At 42.3% G+C, this 14,830-nt stretch carries 16 protein-coding genes; 11 read left to right on the top strand and 5 right to left on the bottom strand.

Annotated elements, in window-relative coordinates:
• Position 1 precedes the first annotated feature (1 nt).
• From BLV00_RS05755 to BLV00_RS05720, 8 genes are all read left to right on the top strand, one after another.
• A complete protein-coding gene (locus tag BLV00_RS05755) occupies positions 2-412 on the top strand; it encodes a VOC family protein (protein WP_093043324.1) in 411 nt (136 codons plus the stop codon).
• A gap of 198 nt (positions 413-610) precedes the next feature.
• Entirely contained in the window at positions 611-1,594 is a 984-nt protein-coding gene (locus tag BLV00_RS05750) for a ring-cleaving dioxygenase (RefSeq protein WP_093043322.1), read from the top strand.
• A 493-nt stretch (positions 1,595-2,087) separates the two neighbouring features.
• A complete protein-coding gene (locus BLV00_RS21910; RefSeq protein ID WP_176791342.1) occupies positions 2,088-2,255 on the top strand; it encodes a hypothetical protein in 168 nt (55 codons plus the stop codon).
• Positions 2,256-2,344: 89 nt separating this feature from the next.
• The gene (locus tag BLV00_RS05740; protein WP_093043318.1) at positions 2,345-2,851 is read left to right on the top strand and encodes a GNAT family N-acetyltransferase; all 507 of its coding nucleotides are present in this window, start codon (positions 2,345-2,347) and stop codon (positions 2,849-2,851) included.
• A 27-nt stretch (positions 2,852-2,878) separates the two neighbouring features.
• Entirely contained in the window at positions 2,879-3,475 is a 597-nt protein-coding gene (locus BLV00_RS05735) for a kinase (protein WP_245728854.1), read from the top strand.
• 29 nt (positions 3,476-3,504) lie between these two features.
• Positions 3,505-3,861 (top strand): cupin domain-containing protein, encoded by a 357-nt coding sequence (locus BLV00_RS05730; RefSeq protein ID WP_093043316.1) that lies wholly within the window; start codon positions 3,505-3,507, stop codon positions 3,859-3,861.
• Positions 3,862-3,957: 96 nt separating this feature from the next.
• On the top strand, positions 3,958-4,818 hold the full coding sequence (locus BLV00_RS05725; RefSeq protein WP_093043314.1) for an AraC family transcriptional regulator: 861 nt from the start codon (positions 3,958-3,960) through the stop codon (positions 4,816-4,818).
• Positions 4,819-4,934: 116 nt separating this feature from the next.
• On the top strand, positions 4,935-5,357 hold the full coding sequence (locus BLV00_RS05720; RefSeq protein ID WP_093043312.1) for a GNAT family N-acetyltransferase: 423 nt from the start codon (positions 4,935-4,937) through the stop codon (positions 5,355-5,357).
• Positions 5,358-5,448: 91 nt separating this feature from the next.
• Here BLV00_RS05720 and BLV00_RS05715 read toward each other — a convergent pair whose 3' ends face one another.
• The 5 genes from BLV00_RS05715 to BLV00_RS05695 form a co-directional block, all read right to left on the bottom strand.
• The gene (locus BLV00_RS05715; RefSeq protein WP_093043310.1) at positions 5,449-6,666 is read right to left on the bottom strand and encodes an MFS transporter; all 1,218 of its coding nucleotides are present in this window, start codon (positions 6,664-6,666) and stop codon (positions 5,449-5,451) included.
• Positions 6,667-6,918: 252 nt separating this feature from the next.
• Positions 6,919-7,137, bottom strand: a complete 219-nt coding sequence (locus BLV00_RS05710; RefSeq protein ID WP_093043308.1) for a twin-arginine translocase TatA/TatE family subunit — start codon at positions 7,135-7,137, stop codon at positions 6,919-6,921.
• Between the two features lie 21 nt (positions 7,138-7,158).
• Positions 7,159-8,595, bottom strand: coding sequence for an alkaline phosphatase PhoX (locus BLV00_RS05705; protein WP_093043306.1), 1,437 nt, complete (start codon positions 8,593-8,595; stop codon positions 7,159-7,161).
• A gap of 59 nt (positions 8,596-8,654) precedes the next feature.
• Positions 8,655-9,392: a twin-arginine translocase subunit TatC gene (gene tatC, locus BLV00_RS05700; RefSeq protein ID WP_093043304.1), complete on the bottom strand. Its 738-nt coding sequence runs from the start codon at positions 9,390-9,392 to the stop codon at positions 8,655-8,657.
• 11 nt (positions 9,393-9,403) lie between these two features.
• A complete protein-coding gene (locus tag BLV00_RS05695) occupies positions 9,404-11,158 on the bottom strand; it encodes an alkaline phosphatase D family protein (protein ID WP_093043302.1) in 1,755 nt (584 codons plus the stop codon).
• 517 nt (positions 11,159-11,675) lie between these two features.
• On the opposite strand from BLV00_RS05695, the gene BLV00_RS05690 reads away from it, so the two are divergent.
• From BLV00_RS05690 to BLV00_RS05680, 3 genes are all read left to right on the top strand, one after another.
• Complete coding sequence (locus BLV00_RS05690) at positions 11,676-12,878, top strand: hypothetical protein (RefSeq protein WP_093043300.1); 1,203 nt, start codon at positions 11,676-11,678, stop codon at positions 12,876-12,878.
• Between the two features lie 75 nt (positions 12,879-12,953).
• Complete coding sequence (locus tag BLV00_RS05685) at positions 12,954-13,916, top strand: NAD-dependent epimerase/dehydratase family protein (protein WP_093043298.1); 963 nt, start codon at positions 12,954-12,956, stop codon at positions 13,914-13,916.
• Positions 13,904-14,830 (top strand): lysylphosphatidylglycerol synthase transmembrane domain-containing protein, encoded by a 927-nt coding sequence (locus BLV00_RS05680; RefSeq protein ID WP_093043296.1) that lies wholly within the window; start codon positions 13,904-13,906, stop codon positions 14,828-14,830. Before BLV00_RS05685 ends, BLV00_RS05680 begins: the two co-directional genes overlap by 13 nt.

The raw sequence follows: 14,830 nt of genomic DNA, 5'->3' as shown, positions 1-14,830 counted from the left end.
GATGAGGAAAGAAAAACTATTGCGAGTAGGGACTACGTATATACCGGTTGCTGATGTCGAGAAAGCCAAAGACTGGTATGTGAATAATTTGGGTGCAGAATTAAGCTATCAGGATGAAGATAAAGCAATTATCAATCTAGCAGACCAAAGCTTTTTTTTAGTTAAAACGAAAGAAAACGAGACAGCTAATTTCATAGACCAGAAAGGAAAGGAACACTTCTCTTTGACATTTGAAGTGGATGGGTGGAATGCGTTGGAAGCACTACATAAGGAGCTTAGAGACAAAGGAGTAAAGGTGGAGGAAATAGAGGACCGCGGGCATGCTGGAAACAATTTTGTGTTCCGGGATTTAGATGAAAATCTGTTTGATGTCTGGAGCGCGTTAAGCCCTGACTTCAAAAGGAGAAAGTAATAAAAAGAATTTTCTATGCAGTCCATTCATAACTCTTCCCATTCATCTACTGATGGGAGGAGTTTTTTCTGCCAATTGGTTTACTGGCTCCAGCTAAAGTTTATCGTTTGACAGTATTTATTTTGCGTATTATATTTATCTTGAAATCGAAATAATTCAGGGATTCAGATAGATCCAATGGAAACAGGAGGTAAAATTATGAATGAATTAAAAGGGATCCACCACGTTACGGCGATTACGAGCAGTGCGGAAAAGAACTATGAATTCTTCACCTATGTGCTCGGCATGCGCCTGGTAAAAAAGACGGTCAACCAGGATGATATCCGCACATACCATTTGTTTTTTTCTGATGATCAAGGCAGCCCGGGAACCGATATGACGTTCTTCGATTTTCCTGGCATTCCGAAGGGTGTCCATGGCACCAACGAGATTTCAAAAACATCTTTCCGCGTGCCGGATGACGGTGCACTTGATTACTGGGTGAAGCGGTTTGACCGGCTGGAAGTGAAGCATGAAGGCATTCAGGTGCAGTTTGGCAAGAAGGTGCTTCCGTTTATCGACTTTGATGACCAGCAATATCAATTGATTTCTGATGAAAATGATAACGGAGTTGCTCCAGGCACTCCTTGGCAGGACGGACCAATTCCCTTAGAATATGCGATTACGGGGTTAGGGCCATTGTTTGTTCGTGTCGATAATATCGATTATTTCAAAAAAGTGATGGAGAAAGTGCTGCTGTTTAAAGAAATCGATCAGGACGACACATTCCATTTGTTTGAAGTAGGAGAAGGCGGTAATGGCGGTCAGGTAGTTGTCGAATATAATACAGTCCTGCCACCAGCCCGCCAAGGATTCGGCACAGTTCACCATGCAGCCTTCCGGGTAGAAGACCGCTCCGTACTTGACGAATGGCAAGAGCGAATGGAAAACTTTAACTTCCGGACATCCGGCTATGTCAATCGCCACTTCTTCGGATCTCTATATAGCAATGTGGCTCCGCAAATCTTATTTGAATTCGCAACCGACGGACCGGGATTCATGGGGGATGAACCTTATGAAACATTAGGAGAAAAATTATCCCTGCCTCCATTCCTGGAGCCGAAGCGGGAAGCGATTGAAGCTAGAGTGCGGCCGATTGATACCGTAAGAAGTACCAAAAATATTGAAAAAGAATATGAATGATAAATTTAGGCGTCTTCTTGAAATAAGAAGACGCCTTTTTGCAGGAATTAAAAGGGAAAAGGAGAATTTATAAATAAGCGAGTATAAAAATTAAATAAGGAGATGGTGTGGTTGAGCGAGGAGAAGTGCCCGAAATGCAGTGGAACGAAACTTGTGGAAGGTACAGATTACACACATGTAAGGCCCTTGGGTAAACCAATGAGCATGGGATCCAATAAGATATACACCTATTGTGTCAACTGTGGAGAAATTGTTTCCATTCGTATCGAGTATCCGCACAAAATTGGATGATAGCACGCCGTCTTGTTCAACTTACAACAGACTGGGAGGTGAAAGGCTTTTTGAGTACTACCTCTATTGTTATGGTAATAGTAGGAGCAGTAATGGCATGGGGGATTCCTATTGCTCTAATTGTTGTCATTTTCCTCTTGCTTAAGAAAAATATACGTTCATATACAACCAAGAACCATTGATAATGCTGGAGGAATTTTTTATGGGAGTTTTATTATACATATTTTCTATTGTTATTTTTTATTTGGTAGTAAAAATAGCTGTTAGAGATGGTATCAACAGCTCAAAAATCGGTCAATCGATAGAAGAGAAGGACGAGGTAAAACAAAGTCCGAGAGCTTCTTTTTTGGATGATGATTTAGATAATTAAGAAATTGAATTTTTTCCAAAAAGCGGAAGCATTTCGTGTTAAAGCAGAATGACCACAACCAGAAAAATGAGAACAGAGGTGTATAGAAAATGCAAATTTATACAGAAAGAAGATTAGATGTCCGTTCCTATGAAGATGAAGATATGGATTTCCTTGCAGGTATGCTGTCAGATCCTCAGATGGTTCGTTATATTGGTGAGGGAACACCGAAAAATAAGGATGAGGCGAAAGATTTTTTACAATGGATCTATCGTACATATGAGCATGGCGAGGATATGGGTTTTAAGGTTCTCGTGAGGAAAGAAGATAATGTTCCTGTGGGTCATGCCGGTCTGGTGCCCCGGGAATTAGATGGCGCAGAAGAAATTGAAATCGGCTATTGGATAGCCCGTGATTATTGGGGGCAAGGCTATGCGACGGAGGCGGCCAAGGCTTTCCTTGATTATGGTCATTACCAGCTTGGTATTAAACGATTCATCGCCATCATCCAGCCCGCCAACATGGCTTCAAGGCATGTAGCTCAGAAAATCGGCATGCATCTGGAAAAGAGAATGGTGCTGGCCGGCCAGGAAGTTTACGTCTACGCGAAGGATTAAAAAAGGTACCGAAGCAGGTGAGCGGTGTTGAAAGAAGAAGTCGATAAACTGGCAGATGTTATTAAAGATAAGGGGACTGATCATCAAAGATACGTAGTAGGAATAGATGGCTTAAGCCGTTCTGGTAAAACCACTTTTGCCAGTGAACTGGGTATAAGGCTTGAAGCAGAGAATATCCTTTTTCGAACATTCCATATGGATGATCATATTGTGGAACGGGGAAAACGTTATGATACTGGTCAGGAAGAATGGTATGAATATTATCGTTTACAGTGGAATGTAAAAGGTTTGCGTAGAGAATTATTTGAAGAGATCAGGAATTCATCTCAGGTGACATTGGATTTTTATAATAATAACTCAGATACACGTCAAAGACGCACGATCACCCTTCCGGAAGATGGTATTATTATCATCGAAGGATTATTTCTGCAGAGAAGTGAATGGAAAGATTACTTTGATTATATGGTATATCTTGATTGTCCACGGGAAAAAAGGTTCCTTCGAGAGAAAGAGGCAATCAGAGCGAATATCTCGAAGTTCATCAACCGCTACTGGAAAGCGGAAGAATATTATATCGATAAAGAGCAGCCGATGGAAAATGCCGATATGGTGGTGGAAGGCTGAAATGGGTGGCATTATGTAGGAGGAATCTCGTGGACTTTTACCGGTTTGATAAAGAATCAGGGCATACGATTACCGAATTTGAATCAGATTTTATCATGAGTCGTATCTTACAAACAGAAAATCCTCTGGACATAGGAGCCATGCATTTGGAAGCTGGAGGGAAAATAGGTTACCATCAAGCGGTTGTTCCTCAAATCCTGCTTATCGTTAGTGGTGAAGGGGAAGTATATGGAGCTGACAAAGTATTTAACCATGTAAAAAGTGGAGTAGCTGTTTTCTGGGAGCAAGACGAATGGCATGAAACGCGATCTGACCATGGGTTGATGGCTATTGTAATAGAAGGCGAGAAATTAAATCCTTCTAATATGACCCCATTTAAAAGGTGATACTTATCTCCGCTCATACCTCTGACAAAATAAAGCAGAAATTGACCAGAATTCCATTAAGGGCTTTGCTACGATCATGTTAAGGGAGTGAGTAACATGACATGGGTAGAATCATTGCAGAGGGCTATCGATTATATCGAAGAACATCTATATGATCAGATTTCTATGGAAGCTATTGCTGACGAGGCTAATGTTTCCGTCTTTCATTTCCAGCGGGTATTTTCCTTGTTGACAGAAATATCGGTTGGTGAATATCTCAGAAGGAGACGGATGACATTAGCAGCTCAGGAATTGAATAAAACAAACGCCCGTATCATTGATATTGCCTATAAGTATGGTTATGACACCCCCGAGGCTTTTTCGAAAGCATTCCGCAGGCAGCATGGTATATCACCAAGTGAAGCGCGGACGTATACGGGAAAGCTGCAATCTTATAACCGCCTGGTCATCCAGGTGAGTCTGAAGGGAGCAGAGCCCATGCAATATAAAGGGGTGGAACAAGAAGGATTTACAATTGTCGGAATCAAACGTCAATTTCCATTAGTCAATGAAGAGAATCTTACAGGTATTCCGAAAATGTGGGAAGAAGTAAACAAGGATGGCACGGGTGATTTACTGTTTAAGGTGAATAATGGAGCTGTCAAAGGTGTATTGGGAGTCTGTGTCGATAAAAGCAACAGCCAATCTAATCGCATAGACTACTGGATAGCAGCCGCCCGTGAAGGAGATATACCTGATGGACTTTCCAGTAAAGAAATCTCGGCTTCTAAATGGGCAGTGTTCGAAGTGCACGGTGCTATGCCAGATGCGATCCAAAACACATGGAAGAAAATTTTTTCTGAATGGTTTCTATCTAGCGGGTATGAACACGCTGGCACCTCAGAGCTGGAAGTGTATACAGGAGGGGATCCTTATGATTCTCATTATTATTCCGAGGTTTGGATTCCGGTAAAATAACACGCTTAAAGCAGTGGCTTATATGAAGTCCACTGCTTTTTTTGAGTTAAAGTAAGAACCAGCGTATTGCTCAAGCGGAAAGGTATGCTGCAAACACATAAAGGGGAATCGAATTTATGAAAATAGTAGAGAAATGTAGCAAGGAAGATTATGACCTGGTAAAGAAGAAAGTGATCGAACATAATATGGAGCAGTTACCTGACCATATCAAAACGCCCAATGAAACAATTGGCTTCCTGTTGAAAGACGAGGAAGGAATCGTGAAGGGTGGCATCACTGGCAATATGTTCTGGCATCATATGCATATTGAGTTTCTCTGGGTTGATAAAAGCTTAAGGGGGAAGGGATATGGCCGGGAGTTACTCAGAAAACTGGAGGAATTCGCTGTTGAAAGTGAGTGCAGACTGATTTATTTAGATACATTCAGTTTCCAGGCGCCTGATTTTTATCAAAACAATGGATTTCAAGTGTTCGGCGTGATTGAAGACCATCCTAAGGGCTTCAATCAATACTTCTTACAAAAGCGGTTGACTGAATAGGATTGAGATTATTAGAATCCTTCTCTGTTAGGCATAGGGTTGGAAATGAAATAGAAGCTTTGCAAAGAGTAAGCAAAAACACTCGTAGCGATTACGAGTGTTTTTTAAGTGGAGTAGCTTGCATACTCTCTTTCTTTGGCAAAACTGGAATCATTACCCCGATTAAAGCGATAGCTGCGCAAGCCAGGAACATCGGTGTAAATCCGGATAAAGCCATTCCGCTTACGGATAGAAAAATGATGATATCGAATCCTGAATCCAGAATCGATAATAGCGATATGGTAGTCGCCCTTACGTTGGAAGGGATGATGTCGTTGGATAGCTGGGAGTATACGGGATACCTTATGGCGTTAACTACCTTCAGAACCAGTAACATACCTAATACTACCCATAAGTAAGCATGGAAAACAGCTACTGCGGCCAGGGCAGCAACTGCAAGCATGCCAGTTATGAATAATAGTGTTACCCGGCTGATTTTTCCGGTCATCCAGCCAATCGCGTGGGACGTGACAAACCCGCTGAACGCACTGACTGCATATACGATACCGATTAAGTACACCGCTAGACCAGCGTCCACCAGTAATTTCTGGTCGAATTTTTCAAAGATGGCTGCAGCGGGAATGAAAACAAGGGAAACATTCATGAACATCCAGAGCACTTGCGGGTTTTTCTTAATGGCAAGAAATCCTTCTTTTACCTGTGAATGAACATGATCAGTGTAGTTGCCTTGCTTTGATGGGTTTTTAATGAATAAAAGAAATATAAATTCAATCGACATGAAAACTACACCAAGCAGAATCAAACGTTGGAATTGCTCATTCGTCAAATCCTTTGCTAAAAATGCGCCAATGATCACTACGATGATGGATACTAAAAAAGCAGCGGAACCAATCTGCCCCATAGCTTTGTCCATGCGGTGCTGTTCATTGGATAGCGTCAATGATTCATAGATTAACGCTTCATCCGCACCACTGAAAAAAGTGGCTGCCAACCCGGTAAGTGCACTGCTGACAAAGAATATCCATGGTTCATAAGCAGCAAGCAATAAAGCGTGACTCCCGATTCCGAGCAATGACCCGCATAAAAAGGATGCTTTAGCACCAAAGCGATCGGCAAATATGCCCGTGGGAATCTCTCCTATTAAAACTCCTACACTGAAGAATGTCATAACAAAAAGTATTTGTGGTTCATCTAATCCACGTGAAAAGTAAAATAGGGTCAATACCGGCGCGATAAATCGAATGCTGCCGAAAATTTTTGATAAGAATAAAATTTTAATATTATGAGATGCTAACGTAATTTTCTTCATTTTTTCCTCCTGCGTATAGTAGACTTATGGCTTACAGGAGTTAAAGCAGTTTGGTTATATCAGCCGACTTGCTGTCCCTCCTGTTTAATATCCGTTATAATGGTTAGTGTTTTTTGCATGATAGAATTACCTCCTATAATTTGTAACTCCCATTTTACGATAAACCATGGTGGATTAGTATATATTTTTGCGCTATGTTTTTTCTTCACAAAACAAAGAAGCAAGCGGAGTGAAATCCGCTTGCTTCCCGTTTTAACTTCCGGTGTTTTGTTTTTCTTTCTCCACAGCTTTAAGTTTATTCTTTTCTTCCGATGTTTCATCACCATTGACCAGGTCGTTGGTTGCATTCTTGAATTCTTTCAAAGTACTCCCAAACGCTCGACCTATTTCAGGGAGCTTGGAAGGCCCGAAGATTATCAGGGCGATGACGAGTACGAGAATCAATCCTGGTATTCCGATATTAGACAACATTCGCTTCACCTCCGAGTATTTTTATAAAATTGGCATGCCATGACGTTCAAATGCTGCTGCTTCGAGATCGGACATTCCTTGCAGCTCAGCAAATGTAGATAAATTGTCCGATACTTGCGGTGCATATTGTTGAGGTGGGGCCGCATGTCCCATCTGTCTTCTGCGTCCCGCATTTTTCTTTGCGAAAGGCCCCCAGATTGCAAAAGTAAGGCCAGGTGACTGGATATTTACAAAGAAGGTATCACCCTGAGTTGAAAAGGTAGGGCCTGCAAGCTCTGAGCCGTTCAACTTGTTTTCGGCAAAAAGGTAGGTTTCTCCCTCGGGAGTCATCCCGATGATCCGGTCGACGCCGTCACCATCTTCAGCGATCCAGAGATCTCCCCACGGCGTAATGCAAATATTGTCAGGCATTTCTAAGTCGTTGGAGGCGGTAGATTCATAGAATAACTCCAGCGTATTGGTAGCTGGGATGTAACGATAGACTCGTCCCAGGTTTTTATTCCCGGCAGATGTGTCGTCAAACCAGAAGACACCTCCTTCGAAGTATGCTCCTTCCAATCGGCTGAATGGAATACACCCCTTTTGGCCTGCTTCCAGTGTTGGTTTCTCCGGATCAACATTTTTCCACACAATCCCGAAACGCTGCCCCGTATAGAATTCGCTTGTATTATCTAAACTCATCTCCTCGATTGCGGCAGCCTGTAAGGTTCCGCCTTTTTGCAATGCACCCGCTCTTTGGCTACGATCACTTGGGATGAATCGATATAAATAGCTTGGTCCACCGTCTTCAGTCAAATAAACAATACCGGTTGCCGGATCAATTGCGGTAGCTTCATGAGAGAAGGCGCCCATGTCACGGATTGGTGTTTTAGATAGGTTATTTTCTGGATCAGCAGGATCTACTTCAAATACATAGCCATGGCCTTCTTCCAACGTTTCCTCGCAAGTCAGCCATGTGCCCCATGGAGTGGCACCTCCCGCACAATTACGAATGGTACCAGAAGATGACACATATTCCTTCTGTACTTTACGATTTGCATCTATTACAAGTGCTGTCGTCCCGCCAGTATGTTCCCGTTGGTAAGGGTTCCGTCCGATTACAGGATACTTTGTGTTTCCGCTTAATTCATGATTGCGTACCAGGATAGTAGAATTATTTTGGCCGGGAAATGCTGCCATGCCATCAAATTTTTCAGGGATTGGACGACCATCTTCAAGAGTTCCACCTTCTTCTGAGATGATTCGGTATTGAAATCCTTTAGGAAGATCGAGGATTCCACCTGGATCTTTTACTAAAGGACCATAACCGCCGCCGGTACCTTTCACTTTGCTTGGAGAAGCTAGTGCCTTGCTTTCACGGAATGAAAAAAAACCTGTTGAACTTAGTGCTACTGCTGCTGTACTCATACCGCCCACTTTAAGAAAATCACGACGGTTCATATTGCTTTTACTATGCATGATTATGGCCTCCTTTAGAAGATCGTTATCTTATCTACACACAAGTATCTTTTCATTTTTTAAGCTACGGTACGGTCTGAAGGTTCATCGGATGATAACCGTTTTTTATAAACAAAGTTAGACAAGCTGATGCTGATTTCATATAAGGTCAAAAGTGGTAAAATCACCAGGACATCCGATAGAAAATCTGGTGGAGTGATCAAGACTGAAATGACTACCATCACAAAGTAGGCGATCTTCCTCGCTCTTTTCAAACGGATTGGGTTCAAAATACCAAGTCTCGTCAAAAACAATACTACTAAGGGCATCTCGAACAACAATCCGAACGGTACAGTCATGTTGATCAGGAACCGAAAATATTTGTCAGCGGTAAACATCATTTCGAACTGGCCTTCGGATAGGGTCATCAAAAATCCCAGGACCAGAGGAAACAATAGAAAGTAACCGAATGCGATACCGAACAAAAATAGGAAAAACAAAGCCGGGATGAATCTTAGCGTCACTTTCCGTTCTTCCTGACTCAATGCTGGTGCGACGAATCGCCATACTTGAAAAGCCGCTACAGGAATTGTTCCAGCCAGGGCAATCACTGCGGCAATCATCAAATAAACCCAAAGAATCTCACTAGGTCCCAATACAGCAAGCTGTGTATCAAGGTCTTTAATCAACCATCCGTACAGCGGTCTAACAAATACAAATCCTCCAATAAGAAATCCGAGGAAGGAAACGAACGTGATGATAACCCTTTTTCGGAGTTCTTCTAAATGACCGATCAACTGTTGGTTTTTGGCTTCCATGGATTACTCCTTTAGTTCGGTTGCTTTTGTTTTCCCTGATTTGTTTGTTTTTTGTGTGCACGGTCATGGGCTTTATGCCTGTCGTCCTCCACTTCATTGGACGACTGTTTACCTTGTGGCACGATGGTCGCGGACACTTCCTTGAGACCAGCTTGATCTTTTTCATAGACAAAAGAGGCTCGAGTAGAAATATCTGCTCCGGAAACAGATACGAATGGAAGTACGCGATAATCTGTTCTCCACTGGGTCGGAGTGACTTCACAGCGGACATAACCGCGGTAATCATTGAAAAATTTAATGTGTTTATTTTGGTCTAGGATCCGATCGGTGTCTGCGCGTTTGTCTGCTCCGTTCCCACCAGAAGTAATCGAAGTACCGACAAATTCAGCACCTAAAATACGGGATTTCAAGTCATCAAAGTCGGCCAGTAAGTTGGACGCCCAATTGGCATGCACGTCACCTGTCAGAACAATCAAGTTATCCATGTTTTCTATGTTGGCAAAGTCGATGATCCGCTTACGGGCAGGGATGTACCCATCCCAGCCATCCATGCTGTAGCGCGGCTCTTCCGGACTTGGGCCATAGTTCCTTTTCGCAAAGAATATTTGCTGTGCCAGGACATTCCAATGTGTGTTTGACTGGTTCATGTTGTCCAGCAGCCATTGTTCCTGCTTGTCCCCGAGCAGGGTGCGAGAAGGGTCCAATGATTCTTCTGTTTGCGGTGAGCTTTTATCACCATTAGCCTGGTCGGAACGATACTGGCGCGTATCCAATACATAAAAGTCAGCTAAATCTCCGTAAGAAAAGTTACGATACAATTGCATGTCAGGGCCATGGGGCATCGATGATTTGCGGAGCGGCATGTGTTCATAGTAAGCCTGGTAGGCGGCGATGCGACGTTGGACGAATTCCTCGACCGATTGCCCTTTTTCCGGAATAGTATCAGCGTAGTTGTTCTCTACTTCATGGTCATCCCAGGTCACTACCCAAGGGAACGCCGCATGAGCGGACTGCAGGTCTTTATCAGAGCGGTATTGCGCATGACGATTACGGTAATCGTCTAAGGTTTTAATTTCTGGTCCTTTATGGGTGCGGACATTTCCTGTCTTTGCCACGTATTCATTCGGGCCATATTCATAAATGTAGTCTCCAAGGTGGAAAACAAGATCAAGGTCTTCCTTGGCCATATGCTTGTAGGCAGTATAATAGCCATGTTCATATTGTTGGCAGGAAGCAAACGCAAACGTAAGACTTGCAGTCGGTGCTCCACTGGCTGGAAGTGTCTTTGTTTTCCCGACTGGACTGAAATCATTTCCAACCTTGAACCGGTAGAAGTACACGGTGTCCGCCTGCAGGTTCTCTACTTCTGCATGAATGGAGTGGGCCAGCTCTGGACTCGCAATTTCCGTACCTCGTTGGACAAGTTGACGGAAGTGAGCATCTTTGGCCAATTCCCATTTAACAGGGATATTCCTGTTTGGCATCCCGCCACCATTTAGTGGGTCAGTAGCTAATCTTGTCCACAAAACAACACTGTCAGAAAGAGGGTCTCCAGAAGCGACACCAAGTGTAAATGGGTAATCACTAAAGCTTTCTTCCTCCGCTTCGACACTTATTCCGCCCATCGATTGAGCTACTACCATCCCTAGAGAAATTCCGGCAATTTTACCGGCTCCCTGTAGAAATCCTCTTCTGTCGACATCCTTCTGTAACGTTTCTTCGTTCAATCGTTGAATCAATTCATCCATCGATCTTTTTTCAGACATGTGCTCGTCCCCTTTCTTCATTCCTATTGTTTGGAACAATTGCAATTATAGGGAGTAAACATTAACTCCCTGTTAAGGAATGTAAATTGAGGGAATAGCAGGTAGGTATTTAAACGTAGAAGGAAAGAAGCAGAATGAGACGGGGACAGACTAAGACGCACTCAACCCGTGGATAAAGTCCGGTATCTGTTTTGTTTAATGGGTCTAATATCATGGTCGTTATTACCTGTATTTTTTAACATCTACTAAACAATTTTTTTAAATGAAAATAGAGTGCAAGGGTCATCATGGACATACAAAAGAAGAAATAATACTGCTGAGAACAAGCAACAAACCGAAGAGCAGTCTTGTTTTTAAAGCTGCTTCATTTTTATTGATAAGGATGTATTTATGAACAATACGTGAAAACTCTGAATCTAGCTAGCGAGCAGGTTGACAATGAGAATCATTCTCTATATAATTATTTTTGCAAATGAAATTCATTATCAATTAATACATAAGTACAGGGGGAACCGAAATGTTTAAGAAGAGTGTTCTGTTATATCTGTTGTTAGCTATTGGACTGGTACTAGCTGCATGTGGGCAGAGTGATCAGGGTTCTGAGGATAAAAGTAAAGAAGAAGAAACAACGCAAGGCAACGAAGAGGAAAAAGCTTCGGAGGAAAGCGGCAGTGAGAGCGAAGAAGCCAATGATAAAGAAGAAGATGCTGATTTTGTAGCTGCTTACAAGGAAGGTAAAGACGAGCTTGCAAAAGCAGGCGAAGGCGAAGAAGTAGATTACCAAAAAGTGATTGACCTTTATAATAATCAACTACAGCCACTGGTAGCAGAACGTGACGGTAACATTGATCAGCAGATTTCTACAGCTTTAGAAGCTGGGAAAAATGGTGAAATGGATGGTCAGGTCGTCAAACAAATCTTCGATAAATTAACTCAAAAAGTTTTCTATTTAACTATCAAACATGAATTCCAGGAGATCGACGAAAACTGGGGTAAGAAAGAAGAAGTAAACGAAGAGATTGCTGAAGCAAAAGAATATTATGAAGTGTTGAAGGAAACAGTCGAAAAACGTGACGCTGCTTATGAAACCAATATGGTGGATCAAATTGACGCTGGATTCAGTGAAATTGAAAAAGCTGTTGAAAATGATGATAACCTCGGTTTCCAATTAGGTAAGCAAGTGGTCGACAAGACATTGATGAAGACATTCTACCTTGCAGCAGGGGCTGTACCTAATGGATATGCAACGAAGGCCGCTAAAGAAGCGGAAGAAGATCCGGACAAAGCAAAAGTAGAACAAGCAGAAGGCTGGGCATTCTACCAATCTATCTCTGAATATATAACAAAGTATGCCGAAGAAGATGCGAAAATCATTGAAAAGAATTTCAACCTTGAAACAGATGTGAAAGAGCTTGACCCGGAAGCCGTAAACCATGCATTTGTCCGTGGTCTATCTAAAGTAGCTCTTCATGAATATGAAGAAAGTGAAGAATATTGGGGCGAAGATAAATCTGCCATTACTGCTCTTGAAGGTGCACTATTCATTGATATGATCGCCAGTGATATCAAACGTATGCAAGGAGAAGATGCATACAATACCTTGAATGAACAGGCGCAGACATATTTAGATGCGGTCAAGTCTGATGAAAAAGAAAAAGCGATGGAAGTCCTTGAAAAGATTGAAGGAACACTTAATTCCATCATTGAAAAAGCGAAGTAAATCAGCCTGAAATAGGTTATGATAGATGTAAGAAACCTTGTTTCCACAGAACAAGGTTTTTTACTTTGAGAACCGATGATCGAGGTGGCAAGGTTGCGTATATTAGTTACGGGCGGAGCGGGCTTTATTGGATCGCACGTCTGCTCCAGACTCATTAAAGAAAATCATGATATTACCATTGTTGATAATTTTGATCCCTATTATGATCCCGATAGAAAAAAACAGCAGTTGGAGCAAGTGAAAATGATTGGTGATTTTCATTTTGTTCATGCTGATCTGATGGATAAACAGGAGTGCCGGAAAATATTTCAAGCAAAGCAATTCGATGTAGTCATCCACCTGGCTGCACTACCGGGAGTGGCATACTCTGTGAAGGAACCCTTGGCTTATGTTCAATATGACATTGAAATGACGATCAATGTGTTGAGGTATGCAGGGGAAACAGGGGTCTCTCATGTGGTTTTTTCATCATCATCTTCTGTATATGGAAATAAAGCAGATAAGCCGCTATCAGAGGGGATGGCGGATGGGAAAGTAGTATCCCCATATGCAGCTTCTAAATACGGAGCTGAATCTTTCTGTCATTCTTTCCAGCACTTATATGGATTTCAGTTGTCCATCCTGCGCTTTTTCACTGTCTATGGACCATGGGCGCGTCCCGACATGGCGATTCCTAAGTTTACAGAGCGATTATCCAAAGGATTGCCCATAGAGATATATGGAAGTGGGACATCACGGGACTACACCTATATTGATGATATTGTAGATGGAGTCAGTGCTGTTCTGGAAACGCGCCACGAGAATGAAACATTCAATATTGGTTATGGCGATCCCATTTCAATGGAGCGATTACTGGATAACTTCCGAAAGTTTTATCCAACTATGGAAATTATTCAAAAACCGTGGCGTATGGGAGATGTGGTGACCACTTGGGCGGATATAGCAAAAGCGGAAGCTCAACTTGGTTACAAGCCCAAAATTTCCATTGGAGAGGGAATCGAAAAAATGGTTCGTTGGACAGATTCATGCAGCGGGTAAAGCGATATGTATTTTGGGGAGGCAGGCTGGTCGTCGGCATATGCTTTATTTGGTTGACCTACTTGGTTTTCGACCTTTCCTATATTTTATCACAAGTTAAGCAGCTATTTGGAAACTTCTGGTTAGTGACGACGATGACATGCTTTTATTTGGCTGCTTTTATTATTCGAGCAAAAGCCTGGCAGCTGTATGTAGGAAAGCAAATAAGTGTGAAAGTGTTTGTGGATGGAGTAATGTACAGTCTATTCATAAACCATCTCCTTCCCATTAAAGTAGGAGATATTGTACGAACAGGCTATCTGGCTCAGTCGGAAAAAGTGACATGGAAAACTGCTTTGCAATCAGTCGTAGTCATGAGGCTGCTTGATTTGATGGTTTTAGGGCTGATCGCGATTATCGGAGTCCTGTATTTAGGGTTATCGTTATCATACTATTTTCTTATTATGTTGGTTATTGGCGGGGGTCTTCTATTAGGTTTGCTTCTGCTTAAAGAAAAATGGCGAAATGTCCTGATTAATCATGCCAGGCAAATCTTATCTATTTTATTCGCGGCCAAAGGTATGATTATCTTTACCCTTATTATACTAAGCTGGTGCCTGGAAGCGCTGGTTATATTCGCAGTAACTACCGAGTTCAGCCTATCATTATCCTACCTGCAATCCCTTTGGATAAATAGTTTTACCATTGCCGGGCAAGTCTTTCATTTTTCCCCTGGGGGAATCGGTACTTACGAGAGCTTTATGAGTTTTGCATTGGCGGCCTATCGAGTCCCGATAAAGGAAGCCTATACCATAGCAGTCATTACCCACGGGTTTAAATTCATCTTTTCATTTGTAGTAGGTATTTATCTTATTTTAAGTGTTCCTATTTCATGGTCAACGATCAAGCATTGGTTGAAAAGAAAGGAAGATTAA

This window comes from Thalassobacillus cyri (genome assembly GCF_900107755.1).
In the GTDB taxonomy this organism is placed as follows: domain Bacteria; phylum Bacillota; class Bacilli; order Bacillales; family Halobacillaceae; genus Thalassobacillus; species Thalassobacillus cyri.
Note: the sequence above shows the minus strand (reverse complement) of the source record. Positions and strands in the feature narration are given on the sequence as shown.

Coding starts and splice junctions, on each gene's coding strand:
- BLV00_RS05755 (WP_093043324.1), top strand. CDS start 2: ATGAGGAAAGAAAAACTATTGCGAGTAGGGACTACGTATATACCGGTT.
- BLV00_RS05750 (WP_093043322.1), top strand. CDS start 611: ATGAATGAATTAAAAGGGATCCACCACGTTACGGCGATTACGAGCAGT.
- BLV00_RS21910 (WP_176791342.1), top strand. CDS start 2,088: ATGGGAGTTTTATTATACATATTTTCTATTGTTATTTTTTATTTGGTA.
- BLV00_RS05740 (WP_093043318.1), top strand. CDS start 2,345: ATGCAAATTTATACAGAAAGAAGATTAGATGTCCGTTCCTATGAAGAT.
- BLV00_RS05725 (WP_093043314.1), top strand. CDS start 3,958: ATGACATGGGTAGAATCATTGCAGAGGGCTATCGATTATATCGAAGAA.
- BLV00_RS05720 (WP_093043312.1), top strand. CDS start 4,935: ATGAAAATAGTAGAGAAATGTAGCAAGGAAGATTATGACCTGGTAAAG.
- BLV00_RS05715 (WP_093043310.1), bottom strand. CDS start 6,666: ATGAAGAAAATTACGTTAGCATCTCATAATATTAAAATTTTATTCTTA.
- BLV00_RS05710 (WP_093043308.1), bottom strand. CDS start 7,137: ATGTTGTCTAATATCGGAATACCAGGATTGATTCTCGTACTCGTCATC.
- BLV00_RS05705 (WP_093043306.1), bottom strand. CDS start 8,595: ATGCATAGTAAAAGCAATATGAACCGTCGTGATTTTCTTAAAGTGGGC.
- tatC (WP_093043304.1), bottom strand. CDS start 9,392: ATGGAAGCCAAAAACCAACAGTTGATCGGTCATTTAGAAGAACTCCGA.
- BLV00_RS05695 (WP_093043302.1), bottom strand. CDS start 11,158: ATGTCTGAAAAAAGATCGATGGATGAATTGATTCAACGATTGAACGAA.
- BLV00_RS05690 (WP_093043300.1), top strand. CDS start 11,676: ATGTTTAAGAAGAGTGTTCTGTTATATCTGTTGTTAGCTATTGGACTG.
- BLV00_RS05685 (WP_093043298.1), top strand. CDS start 12,954: ATGATCGAGGTGGCAAGGTTGCGTATATTAGTTACGGGCGGAGCGGGC.
- BLV00_RS05680 (WP_093043296.1), top strand. CDS start 13,904: ATGCAGCGGGTAAAGCGATATGTATTTTGGGGAGGCAGGCTGGTCGTC.